Raw genomic sequence first — 24,013 nt, forward strand, 5'->3', positions numbered from 1 at the left:
CGTGTCCGCTGCGTCCTTTTTGGCGCCCGGCGGACGATCGGAGTGCCGGCGCGCGGCGGGTTTTTCCGTTGCGCACTTAGAAATACGTTTAGCAAATCAGGATTGTCATGACCACTATTGTCCTCAAAGAAAACGAGCCGTTCGATGTCGCGATTCGGCGCTTCCGCCGCACCATCGAAAAGAATGGCCTGATCGCAGAACTGCGCGAGCGCCAGTCCTACGAAAAGCCGACCACCGAGCGCAAGCGCAAGAAGGCCGCGGCCGTTGCCCGCCTGCGCAAGCGCCTGCGTAGCCAGATGCTGCCGAAGAAGATGCACTAAAGCGTCTTTACGCCGGGCCGGTTTCTTTCGGTCCGCGAAGGCAAAACGGCGGTGCGACCCGTGAGGGCGCACCGCCGTTTTTTCTTGCAAGTTGGTTCTTAGGCGAACGCGTGCCGTCTTGCGAGTGCTTGCAGCAGATGCGGCCACTCGTCCACGCTGGCGTCGTCGTGAATCTGCTCCAGTTCCATCAAGAGATCGATGATGGCCGGATCGTAAGCATTCACGTTCGACGCATACAGCGCGCGCAGCAGCTTGCCGTCATGCGCATGCCGATAGTACGAAATGCCGACGCCTTCGAGCTCCGCTTCGTAGACGTCGTCACGCACCAGCGATCCGATCGCGCACTTGCGGCCGTGCGCGCCTCTCAGACGGCACGACCCGTTGTCATCTTCCGAGACGGCGCGCTGCGCCAGCAAATGCGCGCTCACGCGATGGAAGATCTCGTTCGCGCTCAACATCGTGACAGGGCTCAACATACGGCACCCGCACCGTTACGCAGCCGTTTTCAGAAGCTCGGCCGACAGACCGAATTGCCGCGCGATGGACGTGAGACGCTCGCGCCACTCCCATTTGCCGAAGACGTCGTGCACGTTCTGCAGGCACGAGAGCAGTTCGACGGTGGTCGGATCGAAGACGTTGATGCGCGCGCGCAGCAGAGCGCGCCTGAGCGCCGCGACGCCGACATCCATGTACGCCGGCACCGAGTCGGGCGATTTCCCGATATAGCGGATGGGCACGCCTTCCATGGCCGTCACGTAGTCGCGCGGCTTGATGAGACTCCCGATCGGGCAGCCGCCGCAGTATCCGCGATAAGCGCCGCCGCCGTGAGGCAGCAAAGCGGCTTGTCCCTGCGTGAAGAGATGCTGCACCGCGTTGTCAAAAATCTCCTGATGCGTCAGGAAGTTCAAGCTTTTCATGATCTTTCTCCCCTGCGCCCCTGCGCAGCGGCCATGCGTTGAGTTTCGAGCAACCTGCACCTGCGGCGTCGGACGGCGCGCACGCCGACCGGCTACTGCTTCGAGCACGTTGTTTTTCCCGGCCTAGGGACACGCGCATTCGCGTGCCCGTGTACTCGCGGCGGATCTCTCCACTCAGTGAACGATCCGCACACCGTCAGTTATAACGGCACGGCTCGGTAAAAAGGTGCGGCAGCGCACGCGAGAACGCCATTTTTACACGACACGGACGTTCGTGCAGTGCGGCAGAAGCATGGTCCGCGCTTGAAACGGTGCGGCTGGCGGCATGCTTCACTGCAAAAAAACGCCTGCGATGAGGACTTTCCCTAATGAACGCTCTTTTGCGGCAAGAATGTTGCCAAAAAGCAAAATTCGCCCGCAGCGGATTAGGCTGAAGGGGTCGTTTTTTCCGGCGATTTGCGCTTTGTCTTAGGCTTGACGCGGGAGATGCAGCCCACGGCGTGATCGTTCACCATGCCCGTCGCCTGCATAAAGGCGTAGCAAATGGTCGTGCCGACGAACTTGCAGCCGTACTGCTTGAGCCCTCGGCTCAGCGCATCGGACTCGGGCGTCGAGGCGGGCGTCGGATTATTCGCGTCGCGCGGTGTGTCGATAGGCGCGCCGTTCACGAACGACCACGCGAAGGCCGCGAAGGAACCATGCTCGGCCTGAATGCGCTGGACCGCTTGCGCGTTGATGACGGCGGACGCGATCTTCGCCCGGTTGCGAACCACGCGCGCATCGCCGACGATCCGCTCGATGTCCGCGTCCGTGAAGCGCGCGACCTTGTCGATGTCGAAGCCCGCGAACAGCGCGCGATAACCCTCGCGCTTGTTGAGAATCGTCGACCATGAAAGACCGGCCTGCGCGCCTTCGAGCACCAGCATTTCGAAGAGATGACGGTCGTCGCGGGACGGGACGCCCCATTCGGTGTCGTGGTAATGCGCCATGGCGTCGGTGGTGGCCCAGGCGCAGCGTGTCGGTTCGGTGGCTGCCATTGCAAATCCTCGTTTCGGTCGCGCCAGCATAGCCGAACGCGATTGCCGCGCCACTCTGCCATTCGGCTAATTGGCGCGCGCCGCCGTCGCCGCTATGCTTGCGGCCATGAACACTTTCACGAATTCGGAATTCAACGGCTTCCTGCTAGGCATCGACGGCGGCGGAAGCGGCACGCGCGTGATTCTCGCGGATGCGCATGGCGTCGAGCTGGCCCGCGCGAGCGGCGGTCCTTCGGGGCTGGCGCTGGGCGTCGAAGCGGCGTGGCGTTCTATCGGCGATGCATGCAAACGTGCTTTCGATACAGCCGGCCTCGCCTTCGACTGGCGCGCCTGTTCGCTCGGCTGCGGCCTCGCGGGCGTCAACAACGCGGACTGGCTCGCGGCTTTCCTGAGCATGGCGCCGCCGGTCCACGCGTTGAGCGTGGAAAGCGACGCGTACACGACGGTCCTCGGCGCGCACGGCGGCGGACCGGGCGTGATCGTCGCGCTCGGCACGGGCAGCATCGCGGCGTCGCTGGACGAGGCGGGCGTCTGCCGCATTGCGGGCGGATACGGCTTTCCGAGCGGCGACGAAGCGAGCGGGGCGTGGCTCGGTCTGCGCGCGGTGGTTCACCTTCAGCGCGTGCTGGACGGGCGACTCCCGGCCGATGACTGGTCCCGCGCGCTCTTGCAGCTCACTGGCGCGACGGATCGCGACAGCCTCGTCGTGTGGCTGTGCGCGTCGAACCAGACCGCGTACGCCACGCTCGCGCCGAGCGTGTTCGAATACCGCGATCATCCGTCGGCGGCGCAGTTGCTGGAACAGGCGGGGCGCGAGATAGAGTTGCTGGTCGCGGCGCTGGATCGCGACGGCAAATTGCCGGTCGCGCTTTGCGGTGGACTGGCCGCGCCGTACGAGCCTTTCGTGCCCATATCGTTGCGCGAGCGCCTGCGACGACCCCGCGCGGATTCGGCCGCAGGCGCGCTCGAACTGGCGCGGCGCGCGGTGGCGTCGGGGCTGCCAGGGAAGGAGCCGCGATAGAATAGTCAGCTTCGCGGGCGTTTTTCTCCGCTCAAACAGGGCAGCCATGTATTCGGTCATCGCAACTGATCTCGACGGGACGCTTCTCAACAGCGATCACCAGCTCGACCCGTTCACCGCAGAGACGCTGCGCACGCTGGCATCACGCGGCGTGCCGGTCATCATCGCCACGGGGCGGCATTATCGCGATGTGGCCGGCATCCGCGACCTGCTGGGCATCGACGCGTACCTGATCACGTCCAACGGCGCGCGCGTGCATGCGCCCGGCGACGAGCGCATCTACTCGCGCGATCTCGCGCCTGCCGCCGTGCGACGCCTCGTTCAGTCGGATGTCGCGGGCGCGCATGGCCGCGTGATCGTCAATCTGTTCGCCGACGATGCGTGGCTCATCGACCGTCACGCGCCCGAACTGCTCGTCTTTCATCAGGATTCCGGCTTCAAGTACGAAGTCATGGATTTGCGCGAGCATGACGGCGAAAACATCGCGAAGGTGCTGTACATCGGCGAGCCGGCGGACCTGAAGCACGTCGCCGCGAATCTGGAAAGCGAATTCGGCGAAGCCTTGTATGTCACGTATTCGCTGCCGGACTGCCTCGAGGTGATGACGTCCGATGTGTCAAAGGGGCGCGCGCTGCGTTACGTGCTGGAGCGGCTGGATATCGATCCCGCGCAGTGCGTCGCGTTCGGCGACAACATGAACGACATCGACTTGCTGGAAACCGCCGGCCATCCGTTCATGATGAACAACGCGAATCCGGACCTGATCACGCGTCTGCCGAATGTGCCGCGCATCGGCAACAACTTCGAGGCGGGCGTCGCGCATCATCTGCGCAAGCTGTTCGATCTGCGCGACGACATCGCGTCGTCGCGCTGACTCTCTGACGCGCCTACCGATTCACGCTCGGCGTTGTGGTTAGCCGCGGCGGCCCCAGTCGTTCGAACGGCCGTGGTCCCAACCGGCGCGATTCCAGCGCCCGTTGTCGTGACCGTAGTCACGATGCCAGCGCGGTTCCTCATGACGCCAGTACGGCGCGCGATAGTGCGGCGCGGCGGGCCTCACATATACGGGCGCGGGAGCGGCATAAGCAGGCGCGCCGAGCGAAACGCCGACGTGAAGATCGGTATGGGCCTGAGCCGCTCCTACTGCGCCGATGATAAGGCCGGTCGCGACGAGCAATTGAGTGACGATGCGCTTCATTGTGTTTCTCCTGGAAGGCGACGTGTGTCGCATGAGTCCAATGTAAGCGCCGGCTGTCTTACACGCTTCGACGACTTGTTACCGGGTGCAAGCGGGGCGTAAGGCCTTTTCCATGTCGGTGAGATACGCACGAGCCTTGTCCGGCGGGGCTTTGCGCTTGGGAGCGCGCGGTCGCGGAGAAAATCATAAGCATGCTGCGTAATTCGCCATTACAACTGTCGCGCGCTTTTAATGCGCGCGCGCCGGGCGCAAAACGAAACGGGCGCCGAAGCGCCCGTTTCACATGACCGACCTCGCGACTTATTGCGCGACAGCGCCGAGTTTCCGCGCTTCCGGATCCGAAGCCAGCAGCGGATAGAGCACGCCAGCGACGATAGCGCCCGCGATCGGCGCGATCCAGAACAGCCACAACTGATCCAGCGCCCAGCCGCCGACGAAGAACGCCGGGCCGGTAGAACGCGCCGGGTTCACGGACGTGTTCGTGACCGGAATCGAGATCAGGTGGATGAGCGTCAGGCACAGGCCGATGGCGATCGGCGCGAAGCCCTTCGGCGCGCGATCATCGGTTGCGCCGAGAATCACGAAGAGGAAGAAGAACGTCATCAGGAATTCGCAGACCAGCGCCGCGAACACGTTGTAGTGCCCCGGCGAGTGCTCGGGTCCAAAGCCGTTCGCGGCGAAGCCGCTGCCGACGAGATCGAAGCCGGGCATGCCGGTGGCGATCAGCTTGAGCGCGAATGCGCCGAGCGTTGCGCCAATCACCTGGGCCACGATGTACGGCCCGAGGTCGCGCACGGGAAAGCGTCCCGCGACGGCCAGCCCGACGCTAACAGCCGGGTTCAGGTGGCAGCCGGACACGTGACCGATGGCATAAGCCATGGTGAGCACGGTGAGTCCGAATGCGAGCGAGACGCCCACGAACCCGATGCCCGTGTGCGGAAAGCCGGCGGCCAGCACGGCGCTTCCGCAGCCGCCCAGCACGAGCCAGAAAGTACCGAAAACTTCAGCGCCGAGACGCTTCGACAAATGCATGATCTTGCCTTCGTGAAATGTGAGAGACCTTTGATTTGACGCAAGAAAGCCTATTGCCCTTGCCGAGCGCAGTTTAAGGGCGGCAGTTTTTACGGACTGTCAAAATTGGTCGATCCACGGGCATTTCACGCTCAACGCAGCGATCTTCGGATTCCTCCTTGTCACGAAGCAGACGGCGCTAGCGGCCAGGCGAAAAAAATGCCGCCCATTGGGCGGCATTCGAGAGCGGAAAGCTGTGCGCGATCAGCCGACGGCGACCTGACGCAGCACCGGACGCTTCGCGGCCTGAAGCATGGCCGTGTACGTGTCGACGTAGTTCTGCGCCATCGTCTTTGCGCTAAAGCGGCGTTCGAACTGCGCGCGAATCTCGGTGCGCGACAGTTCGTCGATGCGATGCAGCGCGCCGACCGCGCCCGGCACGTCTTCACAGATAAAGCCCGTCACGCCGTGATCGATGACTTCCGGCACCGAACCGCGGTTGAACGCAATCACCGGCGTTCCGCACGCCATGGCTTCGATCATCACGAGGCCGAACGGCTCGTTCCAGTCGATCGGGAAGAGCAGCGCCTTGGCACCCGACAGGAATTCGGGCTTCTGCGCCTCGTTGATCTCGCCGATGAACTCGACGTGCGCCTGCGACAGCAGCGGCTCGATCGTCGACTTGAAATAGTCCTGATCGACCTTGTCCACCTTCGCCGCGATCTTCAGCGGCAGACCGCTCTGCGCAGCGATTTTGATCGCGAGGTCCGCGCGCTTTTCCGGGCAGATCCGGCCGAGAAACGCCAGGTATTCCGGCTTCTTGTGCGGCTGCGGCGTCAGCAGATCGTCCGGCAGGCCGTGATACACCGTGTTCAGCCAGTTCGCCTGCGGCAGCGGTCCGCGCTGGTTGTCGGAGATCGATACGACGTTCGCCTTCGTGAACGTGTTGAAGATCGGCTGCAGTTCGGGCAGGTCGAGACGGCCGTGCAGCGTCGTCACGAACGGCGTGTCGAGCTGCGTGAACAGCGGAAACGGCATGTAGTCGAGGTGAAAGTGCAGCACGTCGAACTCGTGCGCGCGGCGGCGGACCGTTTCGAGCAGCAGCATGTGCGGCGCGAGCGGATCGCGGATCGTGGGATCGAGTCGCAGGGCGCGCGGCCAGGCCGCGTCGAGCGTCGCCCGGGTTTGCGAATCGCCGCTTGCGAACAAGGTTACATCGTGGCCGAGGTCGACGAGCGCATCCGTCAGATAGGACACCACGCGCTCAGTGCCGCCGTAAAACTTCGGAGGAACTGCTTCGTGCAACGGTGCAATTTGTGCGATTCGCATAACGTGACTCTCCTGAGTGGCCGCTTAAGGCGCGGTCGGCGCCGATGGGCCATGAAAGCTGTTGTGTGGACACCGCTGTGGCGCTCCGGTCGAGCGTTGCGCGATGCCATTCGGGCGGGCCGCGGTGTGTCGCTCACGCCGCCCAAAGATCGGCCCGGCTCTCGACCGGGTTATCCCTTACGTTCATTATCGGGATCGAGAGCGGCATTTCACGTCATTTTTCAATCGCTTAACCTTGTTACAGCGCGAAACACCGGCTGTTACGAAGTCAAAAATTGCACTCAAGCGGTCGAAGGAGACGATTTCGACTGGCAATGCGAGCGGCGAGGCACCCCGTAGCAGGCGACGTGCCCGCGCCGGCCTCAAGTCCGTCCGGCCGCTGCCGATAAAGGCGTTTGCCGACGCGCAGCAAATTCGACTGCGCATGTACGAACTTTTCCTACAACATTTCAGGCGAAAGTCTGTCGGCGCGTCGGCAGGTTCTTCCGATTCCCGCGATGGGCGCGTTGCCGGAAAATCGGGCCGACAAGACGAGCGGGGCCGGACGCGTCGCGACTGAGCGCGTCCGAGCAAACGTTTCCCGCTAGGCCTGACCAGCCATGCAATGACTCGGGGGAAAGATGACGGCCACCACCATGAGCACGCTCGCGGAAATCCGCGAGGTGAACTTGTCGTATGTGCTGCTCGCGCAGCGGCTGCTTCGGGAAGACCGCGTCCTGGCGATGCATCGCCTCGGGCTGTCCGATGAGGTGGCCGAGATCGTGTCGTCGCTGACGCTCGCGCAGGCGGTGAAGATCGCGGCGTCGAGCCATGTGCTGTGCCGCTTTCGCTTCGACGACCACGCGATCCTCGCTTCGCTTGCAGACAAGGACAAGCGCCCGGCGCTCGCGCAGGCGGAGCTGCGAGTCGCGCTTTCGGATGCGGCGATCGAGATCGGTTAAACGGGCTACGCAGCAAGCCGACGGCAACCAGGAGGTCGCGCCGTCGCGTGAATGCGGCCGATCGATCAGACGGCGCGCTTCGAGGGGAGTCCATCGCGCCACCGGCTCGATGGGGCGTTTTCGGCCGACCGGCTCCAGTGATGGCCCCTTACCGACGCCTCATGACCACGACCGGCTCGTTCTGTATCCGGCGCACTCCGCGCGGCGGCGACTCGACCGTGCTCCGCCCCGCGCCTTCGATCCGTGCCCGTGCTTCATCCACGCCTTCGCGCACACGGACGAGCGGCCGGACCGGCAAGCGCCCCGCAGCCAACGCCCCCGCCAGCCCGCCCAAAGTTTTCCACCCGCGTGCCGTAAACAGTCTTAACCGCGCATGTGCGCCGGCCGTACCGCATTCCCAACCCTGAGGACCCGACTGTGCTGATTTTCGTTGGAACGCTCGTGACATTGCTGTCCGTTTTCGGCGGTTACGCGCTCGAAGGCGGCCATCTTGGCGCGCTCGTACAGCCGGTCGAAATATTGATGATCGCCGGCGCGGGCATCGGCGCTTTCATCCTCGGCAACGGCGTCAAGACCATCAAGTCGACGCTGCTCGTCATTCCCACGCTTTTCCAAGGCTCCAAGTACAACAAGGACGTGTACATGGAGCTGATGGGCCTGCTCTACGTGCTGCTCGCGAAGGCGCGCAAGGAAGGCACGCTCACGCTCGAAGCCGACATCGAAGACCCGCACAAGAGCCCGATCTTCAGCCAGTACCCGAAGCTGCTCGCGGACCATCACATCGTCGAGTTCATGACCGATTACTTGCGGCTCATGGTCGGCGGCAACATGAACGCGTTCGAAATCGAAAGTCTCATGGACGAAGAGATCGAGACGCATCATGTCGAAGGCGAAGCGCCCGCGCTGGCGCTGCAAAAAGTCGGCGACGCGATGCCCGCGTTCGGCATCGTCGCGGCGGTGATGGGCGTCGTGCATACGATGGCCTCCGCCGATCAGCCGCCCGCCATCCTCGGCGAAATGATCGCGCAGGCGCTCGTCGGCACGTTCCTCGGCATTCTCATTTCGTACGGCTTCATCGGGCCGCTTTCGAGCGTCGCGGAGCAGCGCGTCGCCGAGCAGACGAAGATGTTCCAGTGCATCAAGGTGACGATTCTCGCGAGCCTGAACGGCTACGCGCCGGCGATCGCCGTGGAGTTCGGCCGCAAGGTGCTGTTCTCCACGGAGCGCCCGTCGTTCTCCGAACTGGAAGAGCACGTGCGCCGGGTGAAGGCGAAGTGACGCGCCTCGTTTTCGCGACCCCGACCGGAGCCCTGCGATGAGCAGCGAAAAAGACCGTCCCATCTTCATCAAGCGCATCGTCGCGGGCCGCAAAGGTCACCACGGCGGCGCGTGGAAGCTGGCGTACGCGGACTTCATGACCGCGATGATGGCGTTCTTCCTGCTGATGTGGCTGCTCTCGTCGACCTCGCCCGTGCAGCGGCGCGGCATCGCGGAGTACTTCAACATGCCGCTCAAGGCGGCGATGGTCGGCGGCAAGAGCGTCGGCATGGACAACAGCATCATCACCGGCGGCGGGCGCGACATTTCGAGCAACGATCCGGGCGATGCCCGCAGTTCGGACGGCAAGACGCAATTCGAGCAAAGCCCGACCGCGAAAGCCGACGAGGAATTGCTGAAAGCCGCGCAAGGCGAACTGGAACGGCGCGAGCAGGCCCGTCTTCACGACCTCCAGGTCAAGCTGATGGCCGCGCTCGAAGCCAATCCGACGCTGCACCAGTTCAAGCAGCAGATCCGCATCCAGTCGACGCAGCAGGGCCTGCGCATCGAAATCGTCGATACCCAGAAGCGCCCGATGTTCGCGCTCTCCAGCAACAGCGTGCAGCCGTACATGCGCGACATCCTGCGCGAAATCGGCCGGACGCTGAACGACGTGCCGAACCGCATCGTCGTGCAGGGTCACACCGACGCCGTGAAGTACGCGGGCGGCGAAAAGGGCTACAGCAACTGGGAACTGTCGGCGGACCGCGCGAACGCGTCGCGGCGCGAGCTGGTCGCGGGCGGCATGGACGAAGCGAAGGTGCTCCGCGTGCTCGGCCTCGCGTCTACGCAAAACCTGAACAAGCAAGACCCGCTCGATCCCGAGAACCGGCGCATCAGCATCATCGTGCTGAACCACCGCGCGGAAGCGTCGATGCTGCGCGACGACGGCGGCTCGGCCGCGACGCTGGATAACGCTTCGGACGCCTTCGCGCCCGGCGCGACGCCGCTGCTCGGCCGGATTGTGCCGGGCGCGGCGCGGAAATAAGCGTGCAACGAGCAAATCCGCATAAAAAACGCTCAAGACTCCACACGTTTGCGCCGTCATCCGGACAAGAGGCAGCGACGCGCAGACCCAAAGGCGACACATGATCAAGAACATTTTGGCAATCGACGATTCCGCAGCCATGCGGCAGATCCTCTCTGCCACGCTGACGACGGCGGGCTACGAGGTGACGGTGGCGTCCGACGGCAACGAAGGGCTCGAATGGGCGCTCGCCGAGCGTTTCGATCTCGTGCTCACGGATCAGCACATGCCGCAAAAGAGCGGCCTCGACCTGATTGCGGAGCTGCGCGCCAACCACGCCTACCGCGCCACGCCGATTCTCGTGCTGACCACGGAAGACGGCGAGCCGTTCAAGGAAGCGGCGCGCGCGGCGGGAGCGACGGGCTGGATCGAAAAACCGCTCGATCCGGACCTGCTGACCGAAGTGGTCGCCGCGCTCTCCGAAGACACGCAGCACTGAAGCGACAGCCAAAGCCAAGACAAACTCGCGCGCACGCGCCGACGGTGAATCAAGCATGACACTCGACATTACCCAGTTCTATCAAACCTTCTTCGACGAAGCCGATGAACTGCTCGCGCAGATGGAGCAACTGCTGCTCGTCCTCGATATCGCGAATCCGGATCCCGAGGATCTAGCGGCGATCTTTCGCGCAGCGCATTCGATCAAGGGCGGCGCAGCCACGTTCGGCTTCACCGCGCTCACCGAAACGACGCACATCCTCGAATCGCTGCTGGATCGCGCGCGCAACAACGAGCTCGTGCTCCGCCGCGACATGATCGACACGTTCCTCGCGACCAAGGACGTGCTCTCGGACCAACTCGCCGCGTATCGCGCGAGCGCCGAGCCGGATGCGGCCGCCGCCGCCGCGATCTGCGCGAAGCTCGAACGCCTGAAGAACGAAGACGCCGCGCCGCAGAGCGCGCCTGTCGTCGAAGAGCCGGTCACGCCAGCTGTCATCGGCGAAGTGGAGCTCGCGCCGGCCTACGAAGGCCCGAACGCGCCGCCTTCGCACGTGATCGCGCAAGCCGCCGAAGCCATCGAGGACGACGGCAACTGGGACGGCGCCTTCGAAGTCACGGACGGCGCAACGAATGCAACCCATGCAACGAATGCAGGAACCGCGGCCGGCACGCCGGCAGCGGAAGCAGGACCCCACCTGAAAATTACGCTACGGGGGGTGGGCGAGAAGGACCTGGCGACCTTGACCGAGGAGCTGGGGAACCTGGGCAGTATCGTCGGAGAGAAAAAGACCGACGCCGAACTCGTGCTTTGGCTCGATTCGGACGTCTCGTCCGACGACATCGTGGCCGTGTGCTGCTTCGTGATCGACGAATCGCAAATCACGATCGGCCGCGGCGACGCGCATCACATAGCGTCCTCGGCAGCGTCCGAGCCGGCGCAAGCCAAGCAACACACGCTACAGGCAGAGCCGCCCGTATCGCAGGCGCAGGAAGCGCCCGCATCCGCGGCGCAGCACAAAGAAGAAGCGGCGAAGGCGGCGGCGAATGCGGAAACGCAAGCTGCTGCCGCCATCCCGTCACGCGAAGCACAACCGAAGGCCGCCACCGGCGACGCCGAGAAGAAAGCGCGCCCGGCCGCAGCGGCATCGGCGGAAGGCAGCTCCATTCGCGTCGGCGTGGAGAAGGTCGATCAGCTCATCAACCTGGTCGGCGAACTGGTCATCACGCAGGCGATGCTCGCCGAAACGACGAGCACGTTCGACCCTGCATTGCACGACCGTCTTTTCAACGGCATGGCGCAGCTCGAGCGCAACGCGCGCGACCTGCAAGAGGCCGTCATGTCCATCCGCATGATGCCGATGGATTACGTATTCAGCCGCTTCCCGCGACTCGTCCGCGATATCGCGGGCAAGCTCGGCAAGGACGTGGAACTCGTCACGTTCGGTCAGGCGACCGAACTGGACAAGAGCCTGATCGAGCGCATCATCGATCCGCTCACGCACCTCGTGCGCAATTCGCTCGATCACGGCATCGAAACCGTGGAAGCGCGCCGCGCGGCGGGCAAGCCCGCGACCGGCCAGCTCGTGCTGTCGGCGGCGCATCACGGCGGCAACATCGTGATCGAAGTGAGCGACGACGGCGCGGGCCTGCGCCGCGACAAGATTCTCGCGAAGGCGCAGAAGCAGGGCATGCAGGTTTCCGACTCCATGACCGACGAGGAAGTCTGGCAACTCATCTTCATGCCGGGCTTCTCGACCGCCGAACAGGTGACGGACATTTCCGGCCGCGGCGTCGGCATGGACGTGGTGAAGCGCAACATCCAGTCGATGGGCGGCCACGTCGAAATCATGTCGCGCCAGGGCGCGGGCACGACCACGAAGATCGTGCTGCCGCTCACGCTCGCGATTCTCGACGGCATGTCGGTGAAGGTCGGCAACGAAATCTTCATTCTGCCGCTCAACTTCGTGATGGAGTCGCTGCAACCGGTCGCCGATGACATCTACACGGTCGCCAACGGCGAGCGCGTGGTACGCGTGCGCGGCGAGTATCTGCCGCTGATCGCGCTGCATCAGGTGTTCTCGGTCGAAGGCGCGCGCACGGAGCCGACGCAGGGCATCGTCACAATCCTGCAAACCGAAGGACGGCGCATGGCCATGTTGATCGACGAACTCGTCGGCCAGCAGCAAGTGGTCGTGAAGAACCTCGAAACGAATTATCGCAAGGTGCACGGCATCTCGGCGGCGACCATTCTCGGCGACGGCAGCGTCGCGCTGATCGTCGACGTGGCCGCGCTCAACCGCGAATCACGCGCGCAACACTCGCACACCCATTAAACACATCGACCGAACCTGGGGTTTCTCATGGCAGACATCCAATCGATTCAAAACGCAACACTGTCGCGCCGCGATGCGCAGCACGCCGAAGCCGCCGGACAAGAGTTCCTCGTCTTCACGCTCGGCGCCGAAGAGTACGGCATCGACATCCTGAAAGTGCAGGAAATTCGCGGCTACGACAGCGTCACGCGCATCGCGAACGCGCCCGCGTTCATCAAGGGCGTGATCAATCTGCGCGGCATCATCGTGCCGATCGTGGACATGCGCATCAAGTTCAATCTCGGCCGCGTCGAGTACGACAACCAGACGGTCGTCATCATCCTGAACGTCGCGCATCGCGTGGTCGGCATGGTGGTGGACGGCGTGTCGGACGTGCTCACGCTCACGCAGGACCAGGTCATGCCCGCGCCCGAATTCGGCGCGACGCTCACTTCCGAATATCTCACCGGCCTTGGCACGGTCGAGGGCCGCATGCTGATCCTGATGGACATCGAAAAGCTCATGACCAGCCGCGAGATGGAGCTGATCGACTCGGTCGCCGCTTAACGAGGAGCCCGCACGCGTCGCGGGTGAAGGAAAGGAAGCCATGTTCAAGAAGTTGTCCATCCGCACGACGCTCACGCTCGTCGGTCTGTTGTTCGTCGGTTGCGCGGCCGTCATCGGCGCGCTGTCGCTCGTCGGCCTCAATTCCGCGAGCGCCTCGCTCGACTCCATCGCCAAAGAAGACATGGTGGCGATGCGCGCGCTCGCGGACACGTCGTCGTATCTGCTGCGCTCGCGCATCACGCTCGACCGCGTGCGCTCGCTCACCGAAGCGGGCAGCGCTGACGAAGCGAAGAAGGCGATGGAGCGCGGCCAGTTCCTGCTCGACAAGAGCTACGAGAACTGGAAGCTCTACCTCGACACGAAGAAGCCGATGTTGCCGCAAGCGACGCTCGACACGCTCGTCGCGCAGCACGACACGCTGATGAAGACCGGCGTCGAGCCGGAGTTCGCCGCGATGCGCGCGAACGACATGGCCGCGTACCACGCCATTGCCGATACCAAGATCAGCCCGATGTTCGTCGCGTTCGATCAGGCGGTGACGGCGGCGGTCGCGTTCCAGCAGAAGCACGCGGAAGAGTCGCGGGCGAACGCGGCGTCGCAGAACGCGACGCTCAGCATGGTCATCGGCGGATTGCTCGCGCTTTCCGGTCTGCTGCTTTTCGCCACGCGTTTCGCGCTGCGCAGCCTGATCGTGCAGCCGATCAACGACGCGGTGGACCACTTCGAGCGCATCTCGCGCGGCGATCTCACGAAGTCGGCGCACACGGACAGTACGAACGAAATCGGCCGTCTTTTCGCGGGCATCGAGCGCATGCGCACGAACCTGACCGCGATGGTCGGCGCGGTGCATCGCGGCGCGGAATCCATCGATGTCGGCGCGCATGAAATCGCGAGCGGCAACACGGATCTGTCGCAGCGCACGGAAGAACAGGCGGCGTCGTTGCAAGAGACGGCCTCCAGCATGGAACAGCTCACGAGCACGGTGAAGCAGAACGCGGACAACGCGCGTCAGGCGAGCCAGCTCGCGGTGAACGCGTCGGATATCGCGTCGCGCGGCGGCGAGGTGGTCGAGCAGGTCGTCGATACGATGAACGCCATCGCGTCCAGTTCGGGCAAGGTGGTGGACATCATCGGCGTGATCGAAGGCATCGCGTTTCAGACCAACATTCTCGCGTTGAACGCGGCCGTGGAAGCGGCGCGGGCGGGCGAGGAAGGACGCGGCTTCGCGGTCGTGGCGGGCGAAGTGCGCTCGCTCGCGCAGCGCAGCGCGGCGGCAGCAAAGGAAATCAAGGCGCTGATCGGCGATTCTGCCGAGAAAGTGCAGAGCGGCTCGCAACTCGTGACGCGCGCAGGCGAAACCATGGGTGAGATCGTGCAGGCGGTGCGCCGCGTGACCGACATCATGGGCGAGATCAGCGCGGCCTCGGAGGAGCAGTCCGACGGCATCGAGCAGGTCAATCGCGCCGTGACGCAGATGGACAGCGTGACGCAGCAAAACGCGGCGCTCGTGGAGCAGGCGGCGTCGGCGGCGGCATCTCTCGAAGACCAGACGCGGCAATTGAAGGAAGTCGTCGGGCAATGGCGCATCGCGGGCACCGTGCCGGCGTCGGTGAAGCCGAGCGCGGCGGTCGCGGCTGCGCGCCTGGCGCCTGCCGTGGCGAAGCCTACGCGCGTCGAGCCGGTGTCGCGTGCATCGTCCGCGAACGCAGCGAAAGTTGCAGAGCAGCCTAACGTCGCGCCGGAATCGGCCGTTATCAAGGATAAGGCCCGCGATGCAGCGAAGCCGGCAAGCGCAGCGAAAGCCGCGCCCCGCGTGAGCGCACCGGCGGCGGCACCCGCCCCGCGCGCGAAGGCCACGACCGTCGACGACGGCGACTGGGAAACGTTCTAAGCGCATCGGCCGGCAGCGGTCGGGCGCGGATTCGGAAACAACCCGGCGCACGACCGGCGCAGAAGCGAAAGTAAGCACGCAGCAGGCGCAAACAGAGCAAGAGGCACCAGAATGGCAACGCGTAATGCAACCAACGCACGCGTCGAACTGGCCGGCGGCATACGCGGTCCGGAAGTCGAGCGCGATTTCGAATTCACCGTGGCGGACTTCGCCCGGATCCGCGAGCTGATTCATCGCCGCGCGGGAATCTCGCTGTCCGACCACAAGCGCGACATGGCCTACAGCCGGCTCGCCCGACGCCTGCGCGCCTGCGGCATGGACACGTTCAAGCAGTACCTAGACCGTCTCGAAGCCAACGACGACAACGCCGAGTGGGAAGCCTTCGTCAACGCGCTGACGACCAACCTGACGGCGTTCTTCCGCGAGTCGCATCACTTCCCGCTGCTCGCGGACTTCGTGAAGCGCCGCCAGCAGCCGGTGTCGGTGTGGTGCTCGGCGGCATCGACGGGCGAGGAGCCGTATTCGATCGCGATGACGCTCGTCGAGGCGCTCGGCGAGCAGGCCGCGCGGCACTGCACGGTGTTCGCGAGCGATATCGACAGCCAGGTGCTCGCCAAGGCGGACGCGGGCGTGTATTCGCTCGATCAGGTGAAGGCGATGCCGGTGGAGCGCCTGAAGCGGTTCTTTCTGAAGGGCACCGGCTCGCACGCGGGCTTCGTCAAGGTGCGCCCGGAGTTGCGCTCGCTCGTGAGCTTCGGCCGCGTGAACCTGACGGACGCGCGCTACGACGTGAAAGGCCCGTTCGACGCGATCTTCTGCCGCAACGTGATGATCTACTTCGACAAGCCGACGCAAAGCCAGGTGCTCTCGCGCTTCGAGCCGCTGATGAAGCCGGGCGGCCTGTTGTTCGCCGGTCATTCGGAGAACTTCACGTATGTGTCGCAGGCGTTCCGGCTGCGCGGTCAGACGGTCTACGAACTGACGCGCGACACGAAAGCGGCGGCCGCGCCGAAGCGCGTGCTCGCGGGAGAGCCGGCATGAGCGGGCTGCCGATCGCGTCGAATCTGTATTTCGACAACCATTTCAAGAAGCCCGGCGTGAAGCTGCTGCCGAACGAGTTCTACATGACGAGCGAAGACATGGTGCTCGTGACGGTGCTCGGATCGTGCGTGGCGGCGTGCATCAACGATCGCACGGCGGGCATCGGCGGCATGAATCACTTCATGCTGCCCGATGACGGCTCCGATCCGTCGCACGCGTCGTCCGACTCCATGCGCTACGGCGCGTATGCGATGGAAGTGCTCATCAACGAGCTCATCAAGCGTGGCGGACGCCGCGAGCGGTTCGAGGCGAAGGTGTTCGGCGGCGGCGCGGTGCTGGCCGGCATGACGACCATCAACATCGGCGATCGCAACTCGGAGTTCGTGCGGCGCTATCTCGCGCTGGAGAAGATTCGTATCGTCGCCGAGGACTTGCAGGGCATGCATCCGCGCAAGGTCGCGTTCATGCCGCGCACGGGACAGGTGATGGTCAAGAAGCTGAAGACGCAGCACGACCCGGTCGTCGTCGAGCGCGAGCAGGCGCTCGTCGAGCGCACGCCGGAAGAGCGCGCGGAACGGCTCGCAAGGGCGCGCGCGCGCGTGGAATTGTTCGGCGTGGAGCGCGCGAAACCCGCCGCGCCCGCGACCAAGCCGCGCGTCGAACTGTTCGGCGCGTCGGGAACGGCGGCCGCCGCGCGGGCGATCAACGGAATCGCGCGGACGTCGCGCATCGCGAAGGCCGCGGAGGAGGCGTGAGCATGTTGAATGCATCGAATGGCGGCAAAGAAGCCGCGCCGAAGATCAAAGTATTGTGCGTCGACGACTCGGCGCTCGTGCGCAGCCTGATGACCGAGATCATCAACTCGCAGCCCGACATGCACGTGTGCGCAACCGCGCCCGATCCGCTCGTCGCGCGCGAGCTGATCAAGCTGCATAACCCGGACGTGCTGACGCTGGATGTCGAAATGCCGCGCATGGACGGGCTCGACTTCCTCGAAAAGCTGATGCGCCTTCGGCCGATGCCGGTCGTGATGGTGTCGTCGCTGACCGAGCGGGGCAACGAAATCACGCTGCGCGCGCTGGAACTGGGCGCGGTGGACTTCGTCACGAAGCCGAAAGTCGGCATCCGCGACGGCATGCTGGATTACGCCGAGAAGCTCGCCGACAAGGTTCGCGCCGCTTCCCGGGCGCGCGTGCGGCAGATCGTGCATGCGGCGAGCGCGCCGAGCGCGCCGGGCCACGCTGGCGCGAAGCCCGCGCCGCTCATCAACAACCCGCTCGTGTCGACGGAAAAGCTGGTGATCGTCGGCGCGTCGACGGGCGGCACGGAAGCGATCCGCGAAGTGCTCGTGCCGCTGCCGCCCGACGCGCCTGCCGTGCTGATCGCGCAGCACATGCCGCCGGGCTTCACGAAGTCGTTCGCGCAGCGCCTGAATGGGCTGTGCCGCATCACGGTGAAGGAAGCGGAGCACGGCGAGCGCGTATTGCCGGGTCATGCGTATATCGCGCCGGGCCACGCGCACCTCGTGCTCGCGCGCAGCGGGGCGAACTACGTCGCGCATCTGTCGGATGCGCCGCCGGTGAACCGGCATCGTCCGTCGGTGGACGTGCTGTTCCGCTCGGCCGCGCAGCACGCGGGCAAGAACGCGATCGGCGTGATTCTGACCGGCATGGGCCGCGACGGCGCGGCGGGACTGCTCGACATGCAGCAGGCGGGCGCCTATACGCTCGCGCAGGACGAAGCGAGTTGCGTGGTGTTCGGCATGCCGCGCGAAGCAATTGCAATGGGCGGCGCAAGCGAGATCGCGCCGCTTTCTGAAATGAGCCGGCGCGTGATGACGCGGCTGGCATCGATGGGCGAACGCGTGCAGCGCGTCTGATTTAACTGAATTGAATTACGCGGTGTCACGCCGCACTGAGAACACACGGGAGCAATGATGGACAAGAACATGAAGATCCTCGTCGTCGACGATTTTCCGACGATGCGCCGTATCGTGCGCAATCTGCTGAAGGAGCTCGGCTATTCGAACGTCGACGAAGCGGAAGACGGCGCGGCGGGCCTCGCGCGTCTGCGCGGCGGCGGCTTCGACTTCGTGATTTCCGACTGGAACATGCCGAACCTCGACGGCCTGTCGATGCTGCAGCAGATTCGCGCCGACGCGACGCTGTCGCATCTGCCGGTGCTGATGGTGACGGCGGAATCGAAGAAGGAGAACATTATCGCGGCGGCGCAAGCGGGCGCGAATGGTTACGTGGTGAAGCCTTTCACGGCCGCCACGCTCGACGAGAAGCTCACCAAGATTCTCGAGAAGATGGCTAAAGCCGGGAGCTGATCGTGAACGATCTGACCACTGAACTTGCCGCCGTGGCAGCGGAGGCCGATAACGATTTTTCGAGCGACCGCATTCTCGCGCGCATCGGCCAATTGACGCGCACGCTGCGCGACTCGATGCGCGAGCTCGGCCTCGACAAGCAGGTCGAAGCTGCGGCGCAAGCCGTTCCCGACGCGCGCGACCGCCTGAAGTACGTCGCGACGATGACCGAGCAGGCGGCCGACCGCGCGCTCAACGCGATCGAGCTCGCCAAGCCGATGCAGGAAGCGATGCAGCGCGAAGCACAGGCGCTCGACGAGCGTTGGGCGCAATGGTACGGCGCGCCGCTCGCGCAGGGCGAGGCCGGCGAGTTGCTCGCGCAGACGCGCAGTTTCCTGCAAAGCGTGCCGGAAAAGACGCAGGCGACCAACGCGCAACTGCTGGAAATCATGCTCGCGCAGGATTTTCAGGATTTGACCGGCCAGGTGATCAAGAAGATCACGGACGTCGTGTATCTGATCGAACAGCAATTGCTGGGCGTGCTGCTCGAGAACATCGCGCCCGAGCGGCGCGAGCAGTTCGCGGCGTCGGCGGCGGCGTTGATGTCGTCATCGACGGGCAGTCCGGAGAATCTTCTCAACGGACCGCAGATCAACCCGGAAGGGCGCAGCGACGTCGTGCAGGATCAGTCGCAAGTGGACGATCTGCTCGCGAGCCTCGGCTTCTAAGCCTCCGGCTTCCTGACGCCAGGCGCAAAAAACGCGGAACGCCTCTTCGGATGCGTTCCGCGTTGTTGCGTCCGCGCCGGTTTCCGCCAGCGACGGCTGCTTTTAGCAAAGCATCTATCGACCGGGAACTTCTGGCCGACTTACTGTTCGATTCATCCGTCCCCAACGGAGCGGCGCATGCGCGTGACGCGGCCGTTTTTCGGGATTTGGCATACTGATGGCTATAGCATCCGTACGATGCTTGAATCCGCAGGGGTCCGCAGCTCCGTAAAACGGCGCGCGGGCCCGCCAGGCAACCATCCACAGGAATCGACAGGAGGCCCAGTGAAGGTACCGAAGCAACCCCGTCATGGGCATCTCAGGCTATCGTTGGCCTTTCTTGCAGGCGCGTTGAGCGTCTGCGCAGCCGGACCGGCGCGCGCGGCGCTCGGCGGCGCGCCGTTGAACGCGCCGCAAGGCGCCACCGCCGCCAACGCGGTCGTGCATGCCGCGACGGCGGCATCGGGCGCGTCAGGCGCATCGGCGGCATCGAACTACACCGTCCGCTCGACGACGCTCGCGAGCGGCACCGTCATCAACGAATACGTGTCGTCCGACGGCACCGTGTTCGGCGTCGCGTGGCGCGGGCCGCGCGTGCCGGACCTCGCGACCTTGCTCGGCAGCTATTTCCCGCAGTACCAGCAAGCCATGCTCGCGCAGCGCGCCGCGCGCGGCGGACGCGGTCAGGTGAGCGTGCAGGATTCGGGTCTCGTCGTGCATTCGGGCGGCCACATGGGCGCCTTCTCGGGTAGCGCGTACCTGCCGCAGTCTTTGCCCGCCGGCGTTTCCGCCAGCGACATCCAGTAAGCGACGGGAGAATCCGATAATGTTCACAACGACACCCGGCCTCGGCGCGGCATCTTCCCGGCGCGCCGGCAACGCGGCGCGCTGGCTCGGCGCGCTGTTTCTCGCGCTCACGCTCGCTGCATGCGGCGGCGGCAGTGACAACAATTCGAGTTCCAGCGGCGGCTCGTCCGGCGGCGGCAGTTCCGGCGGCGGCTCGTCCAGCACGGCCAACGCCCAGCCGATCACCCCGAACGGCACCAACGCGGTTCCCATCACGGTGAACGGCGGCGTCGCGAACTTCGTCAACATTCCGAATGTCTCGGTGACGGTCTGCGCGCCCGGCACGAACACTTGCCAGACCATCGACAACATTCAGATCGACACGGCTTCCTTCGGCCTGCGCATTCTGAGTTCGGCGGCGCAGTCGGTCATCGGCGCGCTCCCGGTGGCGAAGGCGCTCAACGGCGGACAACTCGCCGAGTGCGCCGGTTTCGCGGACGGCTACACGTGGGGCACCGTGCGGCAGGCGGACGTGCGAATCGGCTCGGAAGTGGCGAGCGGGCTGCCGGTGCAGATCATCGGCGACCTGGACGCGTCGGCGGCGCCCACCGGCATGAACGGATGCCCGTCGGGCAACGACGAGAACACCGTCGGCGAGATCGGCGCAAACGGCATTCTCGGCATCGGCACGCTGGCGCAGGATTGCGGCAGCAATTGCGCGACGACCCCGCTGAACGGCATGTACTTCTCGTGCACCAACGGCACGAACTGCACGGGCACGGCAGTTCCGGTCGCGCAGCAAGTGGCGAATCCCGTGCAGCGGTTCCCGGTCGACAACAACGGCGTCATTGTTCAGCTGCCGCCGGTTCCCGTCACGGGCGCGGCAAGCGCGAGCGGCACGCTGATATTCGGCATCGGCACGCAGAGCAACAACACGCTCACGGGCGTCACGCATCTCGGCACCGACGCGTACGGCGATCTCAGCGGCACGTACAAGGGCACGAGTTACCAGACGTTCTTCGACACGGGATCGAACGGCAACTTCTTCCAGGACAACTTCCCGCTGTGTTCGAGCACGAGCGTGTTCTATTGCCCGACGTCGCAGCAGTCGCTCACCGCGACCGTCTCGGGCACCGACGGCAATACGGCGACGGTGCCGTTCAGCCTCGTGAGCGCGCGCACGCTCACATCGGGCACCGGAAAGTTCGCGTTCAATAGCCTGGGCGGCCAGTTGGGCATGACCGGCTTGTTCGACTTCGGCATGCCGTTCTTCTACGGGCGCCACGTGTACGTCGGCTACGGTAGCGCGCCGTTCGTGGCCTTCTGACGAAGCTCGAATGACAAAAATCCGGCCCATGCGGCCGGATTTTTTTTCGCCTATTGCCCGGAGGAAGCCGGACGAGGCTTGCGCGGCGCGCGCTCGAAGAGCGGATCGTAGAGCCAGCGCGGCATCGCATGCAGCAGCATGCCGACGACGCGCATCTGCCACGGAAACGTCGCGTAGCGCGCTTTGCGCGCGATGGCATCGGCGGTTTTGGCGGCGAAGCGGTCCGCATCCATCAGAAAAGGCATGCGATACGGATTGTGCGCGGTCATCTCCGAGCGCACGTAGCCTGGCGCGATGGTCACGACCGAGACGCCCTGCGGCCGCATTTCCACGCGCAGCGCTTCCAGATACTTCGCCGCCGCCGATTTCGACGCGCTGTAGGCGCCCGAGCCCGGCAGCCCGCGCACGCCCGCGACGCTCGCAATGCCGACCAGCGTGCCGCGCCGAGCGGCCGTCATCGACGCGATGAACGGCTCGAACGTCGCGACCATGCCGAAGTAGTTCACGTCCATCACGGCGCGGAACGTGTCCAGTTCGCCGTGGCCCGTGAGCGCGCCCTGACTGATGCCCGCGTTCGCGATCACGATGTCGGCCGCGCCGTGCTCCGCGATGAACCGGCGCGCGGCATCGGCGAGCGCGTCGGGATCGCGGACATCGGCGGGGTAAATGGAAATGGACGCCTTGGGATGGCGCGCGGCGAATGCCGCAAGAGACTCGGCGCGTCGGGCGACGAGGCCGAGCACGGCCCCGCGCTTCACGTATTCTTCGGCCAGTGCCAGGCCGATTCCACTCGACGCGCCGGTGATGAAAACCTTCAACGGAACTGCGTTCATACCGGCGTCAGGCAATTACATCTTTTTGTCGCGCACTTGCTGGACGAGGAAGTCCATCACCTGCGTCGTGCCGGGCAGACTGTTGGTCTGCGCCGGGCCGGTCACGTACTTGCCCTGCACCACGACCGTCGGCACGCCGTCGATCTTGTAGTCCTGGAGCAGCTTGGCGTCGCGCTGGACGTCGCTCTGCGTCGAGAACGAGTTGTACGCGTCCATGTACTTCTTCTTGTCGACGCCTTGCGTAGCGAGGAAGTCGGCCTGCGCCTGCGGCGTCAGCAGATAGTTCTTCTTCACGTGGATTTCGTTGAACACGACCGGCGTGAGCTTCTCCGCGACGCCGAGCGCGACCAGCGCGTGATACATCTTCGAATGCGGAATGAAGTCGTCGCGGAACGCCACCGGCACGCGCTTGAACACGACGTCCGGGCCTTGCTTCTTCTCCCACGCCTCGATGTACGGCTCAAATTCGTTGCAGTGCGGGCAGCCGTACCAGAAGAACTCGATGACCTCGACCTTGCCCGCCGGCGCGCCGATTGGCTGCGGCGCCTGCATCACCGTGTAATCCTTGCCAGCAGCGGGAGCGGCCGATGCCGTGCCAGCGACGCTGATGGACGCGGCGGCAATGCCGAGGGAAAGGGCGAAGGCGCTAAAGAGTTTTTTCATGATCGAAGAAAGTGCAAAGGTGCGACGTGAAGGCTGACATGGCGGATGCGTCGCGGTTCTCAAGTGGGACATACGACGCTTAAGCCTGACTTAAGGCGCGCCGCGCTCATAACCGGCCGAGCACGCGGGCGCCGTCCCGCACGCGTTATTGCTTCGAAAAACGAATGACCGCCGTATCGACGCCTGCGTCGGACAGACGCTGACGCGCCGTGTTCATGTCCTCGAACTTGGCGAACGGACCGATACGCACGCGATAGTACGTCACACCGCCTGCATCGCGCTGCGTGACCTTCGATTCGAAGCCCTGAAAGCCCAGACGCGCGCGCTGCTGCTCGGCATCGGCCTGCGTCTTGTACGCGCCGACTTGCAGGAAATAGCCGGTGTTCACGTCGCCGGGCGCAGGCGGCGTGGTCTTGGCCGTGGCGGGCGGCGCGGAACCGTTCTTCGGCGGCGTCGCGGCGGTGGTCGAACTCGTGGAACTGCTCGAACCGGGCGCGGCTTCGGGCTTCTTGGCGATGGTCGGGCTCGCGGTGCGCGGCGCAGACGCCGTGCCGCCGCTCGGCGGCACTTCGACGATCTGCGGTTCGTCCAGCACGCCCGACGATTGTGTCTGGTTCGTGCTCTGGCCGGGCGCCGTGTTCGGCGGCGTGGGCTGCGCGGCTTGCGGCACCGCTTGTCCCGGCGACTTGCCTTGCAGCGGGCGATTCGGGTCGTACGGCTGCGCGGCCGGCGCGGAAGACGACTCGGCTGGCGGCGCGACCTTGGCGACGAACGGCGTGGGCGCACGCGTGATGTACAGCGCGACGATCACGGCGATCGCGAGTCCGACGATCAGACCGAGCACGATGCCGAGAAAGGTTCCCCCCGTTTGCTTCGACTGCGATTGCTTCGACGTGCGGCTTGGTTTTGCCATCGTATGAATCACCTGCAAAAAGTCTTCGAGTTGGCCGACGATT

General features: G+C 64.8%; 26 protein-coding genes. 17 read left to right on the plus strand and 9 right to left on the minus strand.

From position 1 onward, the window contains the following. Positions 1 to 107 precede the first annotated feature (107 nt). Positions 108 to 320: a 30S ribosomal protein S21 gene (rpsU, locus tag HWX53_RS02230; RefSeq protein WP_159837708.1), complete on the plus strand. Its 213-nt coding sequence runs from the start codon at positions 108 to 110 to the stop codon at positions 318 to 320. Between the two features lie 98 nt (positions 321 to 418). On the opposite strand, the gene HWX53_RS02235 is transcribed toward rpsU, so the two are convergent. The 3 genes from HWX53_RS02235 to HWX53_RS02245 all read right to left on the minus strand — a co-directional run bounded on the left by HWX53_RS02235 (position 419) and on the right by HWX53_RS02245 (position 2,274). Continuing rightward, complete coding sequence (locus HWX53_RS02235; protein WP_241269817.1) at positions 419 to 796, minus strand: hypothetical protein; 378 nt, start codon at positions 794 to 796, stop codon at positions 419 to 421. 15 nt (positions 797 to 811) lie between these two features. Continuing rightward, a complete protein-coding gene (locus HWX53_RS02240) occupies positions 812 to 1,237 on the minus strand; it encodes a hypothetical protein (RefSeq protein WP_175939026.1) in 426 nt (141 codons plus the stop codon). A gap of 425 nt (positions 1,238 to 1,662) precedes the next feature. Continuing rightward, on the minus strand, positions 1,663 to 2,274 hold the full coding sequence (locus HWX53_RS02245) for a DNA-3-methyladenine glycosylase I (protein WP_175939028.1): 612 nt from the start codon (positions 2,272 to 2,274) through the stop codon (positions 1,663 to 1,665). Positions 2,275 to 2,380: 106 nt separating this feature from the next. Here HWX53_RS02245 and HWX53_RS02250 point away from each other — a divergent pair, with 106 nt between their 5' ends. Together HWX53_RS02250 and HWX53_RS02255 are read left to right on the plus strand one after the other, a co-directional pair. Continuing rightward, positions 2,381 to 3,295 carry a BadF/BadG/BcrA/BcrD ATPase family protein gene (locus HWX53_RS02250; protein WP_175939029.1) on the plus strand — a complete coding sequence of 305 codons (915 nt, stop codon included), beginning with the start codon at positions 2,381 to 2,383 and terminating at the stop codon, positions 3,293 to 3,295. A 46-nt stretch (positions 3,296 to 3,341) separates the two neighbouring features. Next, the gene (locus HWX53_RS02255) at positions 3,342 to 4,169 is read left to right on the plus strand and encodes a Cof-type HAD-IIB family hydrolase (RefSeq protein ID WP_175939031.1); all 828 of its coding nucleotides are present in this window, start codon (positions 3,342 to 3,344) and stop codon (positions 4,167 to 4,169) included. Positions 4,170 to 4,208: 39 nt separating this feature from the next. Here the strand turns inward: HWX53_RS02255 and HWX53_RS02260 are convergent, their stop codons facing one another. From HWX53_RS02260 to HWX53_RS02270, 3 genes are all read right to left on the minus strand, one after another. After that, entirely contained in the window at positions 4,209 to 4,493 is a 285-nt protein-coding gene (locus HWX53_RS02260) for a hypothetical protein (protein WP_175939033.1), read from the minus strand. A 300-nt stretch (positions 4,494 to 4,793) separates the two neighbouring features. Beyond that, positions 4,794 to 5,525 carry an aquaporin Z gene (aqpZ, locus tag HWX53_RS02265; RefSeq protein WP_175939035.1) on the minus strand — a complete coding sequence of 244 codons (732 nt, stop codon included), beginning with the start codon at positions 5,523 to 5,525 and terminating at the stop codon, positions 4,794 to 4,796. Between the two features lie 243 nt (positions 5,526 to 5,768). Further along, entirely contained in the window at positions 5,769 to 6,833 is a 1,065-nt protein-coding gene (locus HWX53_RS02270) for a glycosyltransferase family 4 protein (protein WP_175939037.1), read from the minus strand. 620 nt (positions 6,834 to 7,453) lie between these two features. Between HWX53_RS02270 and flhD the strand changes: the two genes are divergently transcribed. From flhD to HWX53_RS02340, 14 genes are all read left to right on the plus strand, one after another. Further along, positions 7,454 to 7,774, plus strand: a complete 321-nt coding sequence (flhD, locus tag HWX53_RS02275; RefSeq protein ID WP_175939038.1) for a flagellar transcriptional regulator FlhD — start codon at positions 7,454 to 7,456, stop codon at positions 7,772 to 7,774. A gap of 417 nt (positions 7,775 to 8,191) precedes the next feature. Then, on the plus strand, positions 8,192 to 9,052 hold the full coding sequence (motA, locus tag HWX53_RS02280; protein WP_175939040.1) for a flagellar motor stator protein MotA: 861 nt from the start codon (positions 8,192 to 8,194) through the stop codon (positions 9,050 to 9,052). A 37-nt stretch (positions 9,053 to 9,089) separates the two neighbouring features. Next, positions 9,090 to 10,079: a flagellar motor protein MotB gene (gene motB, locus HWX53_RS02285; RefSeq protein ID WP_175939042.1), complete on the plus strand. Its 990-nt coding sequence runs from the start codon at positions 9,090 to 9,092 to the stop codon at positions 10,077 to 10,079. A 100-nt stretch (positions 10,080 to 10,179) separates the two neighbouring features. Further along, positions 10,180 to 10,557 (plus strand): response regulator, encoded by a 378-nt coding sequence (locus HWX53_RS02290; protein WP_175939044.1) that lies wholly within the window; start codon positions 10,180 to 10,182, stop codon positions 10,555 to 10,557. A gap of 55 nt (positions 10,558 to 10,612) precedes the next feature. Next, on the plus strand, positions 10,613 to 12,892 hold the full coding sequence (cheA, locus tag HWX53_RS02295; protein WP_175939046.1) for a chemotaxis protein CheA: 2,280 nt from the start codon (positions 10,613 to 10,615) through the stop codon (positions 12,890 to 12,892). A gap of 27 nt (positions 12,893 to 12,919) precedes the next feature. After that, positions 12,920 to 13,438, plus strand: a complete 519-nt coding sequence (gene cheW / locus HWX53_RS02300) for a chemotaxis protein CheW (RefSeq protein WP_175939048.1) — start codon at positions 12,920 to 12,922, stop codon at positions 13,436 to 13,438. Positions 13,439 to 13,478: 40 nt separating this feature from the next. Continuing rightward, positions 13,479 to 15,329 carry a methyl-accepting chemotaxis protein gene (locus HWX53_RS02305; protein ID WP_175939050.1) on the plus strand — a complete coding sequence of 617 codons (1,851 nt, stop codon included), beginning with the start codon at positions 13,479 to 13,481 and terminating at the stop codon, positions 15,327 to 15,329. Positions 15,330 to 15,440: 111 nt separating this feature from the next. Continuing rightward, positions 15,441 to 16,370, plus strand: coding sequence for a CheR family methyltransferase (locus tag HWX53_RS02310; RefSeq protein ID WP_175939052.1), 930 nt, complete (start codon positions 15,441 to 15,443; stop codon positions 16,368 to 16,370). Continuing rightward, the gene (gene cheD, locus HWX53_RS02315) at positions 16,367 to 17,125 is read left to right on the plus strand and encodes a chemoreceptor glutamine deamidase CheD (RefSeq protein WP_175939054.1); all 759 of its coding nucleotides are present in this window, start codon (positions 16,367 to 16,369) and stop codon (positions 17,123 to 17,125) included. Before HWX53_RS02310 ends, cheD begins: the two co-directional genes overlap by 4 nt. Before the next feature lie 2 nt (positions 17,126 to 17,127). Continuing rightward, positions 17,128 to 18,249 (plus strand): chemotaxis response regulator protein-glutamate methylesterase, encoded by a 1,122-nt coding sequence (locus HWX53_RS02320; protein ID WP_175939055.1) that lies wholly within the window; start codon positions 17,128 to 17,130, stop codon positions 18,247 to 18,249. Positions 18,250 to 18,306: 57 nt separating this feature from the next. Then, entirely contained in the window at positions 18,307 to 18,702 is a 396-nt protein-coding gene (cheY, locus tag HWX53_RS02325) for a chemotaxis response regulator CheY (protein ID WP_159837744.1), read from the plus strand. A gap of 2 nt (positions 18,703 to 18,704) precedes the next feature. Next, on the plus strand, positions 18,705 to 19,409 hold the full coding sequence (gene cheZ, locus HWX53_RS02330) for a protein phosphatase CheZ (RefSeq protein ID WP_175939057.1): 705 nt from the start codon (positions 18,705 to 18,707) through the stop codon (positions 19,407 to 19,409). A gap of 324 nt (positions 19,410 to 19,733) precedes the next feature. Then, a complete protein-coding gene (locus HWX53_RS02335; protein WP_175939059.1) occupies positions 19,734 to 20,255 on the plus strand; it encodes a DUF2844 domain-containing protein in 522 nt (173 codons plus the stop codon). 19 nt (positions 20,256 to 20,274) lie between these two features. Further along, positions 20,275 to 21,561, plus strand: a complete 1,287-nt coding sequence (locus HWX53_RS02340) for a DUF3443 domain-containing protein (RefSeq protein WP_175939061.1) — start codon at positions 20,275 to 20,277, stop codon at positions 21,559 to 21,561. Between the two features lie 50 nt (positions 21,562 to 21,611). Here the strand turns inward: HWX53_RS02340 and HWX53_RS02345 are convergent, their stop codons facing one another. The 3 genes from HWX53_RS02345 to HWX53_RS02355 form a co-directional block, all read right to left on the minus strand. Next, a complete protein-coding gene (locus tag HWX53_RS02345) occupies positions 21,612 to 22,394 on the minus strand; it encodes an SDR family oxidoreductase (protein ID WP_175939063.1) in 783 nt (260 codons plus the stop codon). A gap of 15 nt (positions 22,395 to 22,409) precedes the next feature. Then, the gene (locus HWX53_RS02350) at positions 22,410 to 23,057 is read right to left on the minus strand and encodes a thiol:disulfide interchange protein DsbA/DsbL (protein WP_175939065.1); all 648 of its coding nucleotides are present in this window, start codon (positions 23,055 to 23,057) and stop codon (positions 22,410 to 22,412) included. Between the two features lie 145 nt (positions 23,058 to 23,202). Further along, positions 23,203 to 23,970, minus strand: a complete 768-nt coding sequence (locus HWX53_RS02355) for an SPOR domain-containing protein (RefSeq protein WP_175939066.1) — start codon at positions 23,968 to 23,970, stop codon at positions 23,203 to 23,205. Positions 23,971 to 24,013: the final 43 nt, after the last annotated feature.

The sequence above is a fragment of the Caballeronia sp. BCC1704 genome (assembly GCF_902833455.1).
GTDB lineage: Bacteria > Pseudomonadota > Gammaproteobacteria > Burkholderiales > Burkholderiaceae > Caballeronia.

Excerpts from the sequence above, each read along its gene's own strand:
- rpsU (WP_159837708.1), top strand. The coding sequence starts at position 108 with ATGACCACTATTGTCCTCAAAGAAAACGAGCCGTTCGATGTCGCGATT.
- HWX53_RS02235 (WP_241269817.1), bottom strand. The coding sequence starts at position 796 with ATGTTGAGCCCTGTCACGATGTTGAGCGCGAACGAGATCTTCCATCGC.
- HWX53_RS02240 (WP_175939026.1), bottom strand. The coding sequence starts at position 1,237 with ATGAAAAGCTTGAACTTCCTGACGCATCAGGAGATTTTTGACAACGCG.
- HWX53_RS02245 (WP_175939028.1), bottom strand. The coding sequence starts at position 2,274 with ATGGCAGCCACCGAACCGACACGCTGCGCCTGGGCCACCACCGACGCC.
- HWX53_RS02250 (WP_175939029.1), top strand. The coding sequence starts at position 2,381 with ATGAACACTTTCACGAATTCGGAATTCAACGGCTTCCTGCTAGGCATC.
- HWX53_RS02255 (WP_175939031.1), top strand. The coding sequence starts at position 3,342 with ATGTATTCGGTCATCGCAACTGATCTCGACGGGACGCTTCTCAACAGC.
- HWX53_RS02260 (WP_175939033.1), bottom strand. The coding sequence starts at position 4,493 with ATGAAGCGCATCGTCACTCAATTGCTCGTCGCGACCGGCCTTATCATC.
- aqpZ (WP_175939035.1), bottom strand. The coding sequence starts at position 5,525 with ATGCATTTGTCGAAGCGTCTCGGCGCTGAAGTTTTCGGTACTTTCTGG.
- HWX53_RS02270 (WP_175939037.1), bottom strand. The coding sequence starts at position 6,833 with ATGCGAATCGCACAAATTGCACCGTTGCACGAAGCAGTTCCTCCGAAG.
- flhD (WP_175939038.1), top strand. The coding sequence starts at position 7,454 with ATGACGGCCACCACCATGAGCACGCTCGCGGAAATCCGCGAGGTGAAC.
- motB (WP_175939042.1), top strand. The coding sequence starts at position 9,090 with ATGAGCAGCGAAAAAGACCGTCCCATCTTCATCAAGCGCATCGTCGCG.
- HWX53_RS02290 (WP_175939044.1), top strand. The coding sequence starts at position 10,180 with ATGATCAAGAACATTTTGGCAATCGACGATTCCGCAGCCATGCGGCAG.
- cheA (WP_175939046.1), top strand. The coding sequence starts at position 10,613 with ATGACACTCGACATTACCCAGTTCTATCAAACCTTCTTCGACGAAGCC.
- cheW (WP_175939048.1), top strand. The coding sequence starts at position 12,920 with ATGGCAGACATCCAATCGATTCAAAACGCAACACTGTCGCGCCGCGAT.
- HWX53_RS02305 (WP_175939050.1), top strand. The coding sequence starts at position 13,479 with ATGTTCAAGAAGTTGTCCATCCGCACGACGCTCACGCTCGTCGGTCTG.
- HWX53_RS02310 (WP_175939052.1), top strand. The coding sequence starts at position 15,441 with ATGGCAACGCGTAATGCAACCAACGCACGCGTCGAACTGGCCGGCGGC.
- cheD (WP_175939054.1), top strand. The coding sequence starts at position 16,367 with ATGAGCGGGCTGCCGATCGCGTCGAATCTGTATTTCGACAACCATTTC.
- HWX53_RS02320 (WP_175939055.1), top strand. The coding sequence starts at position 17,128 with ATGTTGAATGCATCGAATGGCGGCAAAGAAGCCGCGCCGAAGATCAAA.
- cheY (WP_159837744.1), top strand. The coding sequence starts at position 18,307 with ATGGACAAGAACATGAAGATCCTCGTCGTCGACGATTTTCCGACGATG.
- HWX53_RS02340 (WP_175939061.1), top strand. The coding sequence starts at position 20,275 with ATGTTCACAACGACACCCGGCCTCGGCGCGGCATCTTCCCGGCGCGCC.
- HWX53_RS02345 (WP_175939063.1), bottom strand. The coding sequence starts at position 22,394 with ATGAACGCAGTTCCGTTGAAGGTTTTCATCACCGGCGCGTCGAGTGGA.
- HWX53_RS02350 (WP_175939065.1), bottom strand. The coding sequence starts at position 23,057 with ATGAAAAAACTCTTTAGCGCCTTCGCCCTTTCCCTCGGCATTGCCGCC.
- HWX53_RS02355 (WP_175939066.1), bottom strand. The coding sequence starts at position 23,970 with ATGGCAAAACCAAGCCGCACGTCGAAGCAATCGCAGTCGAAGCAAACG.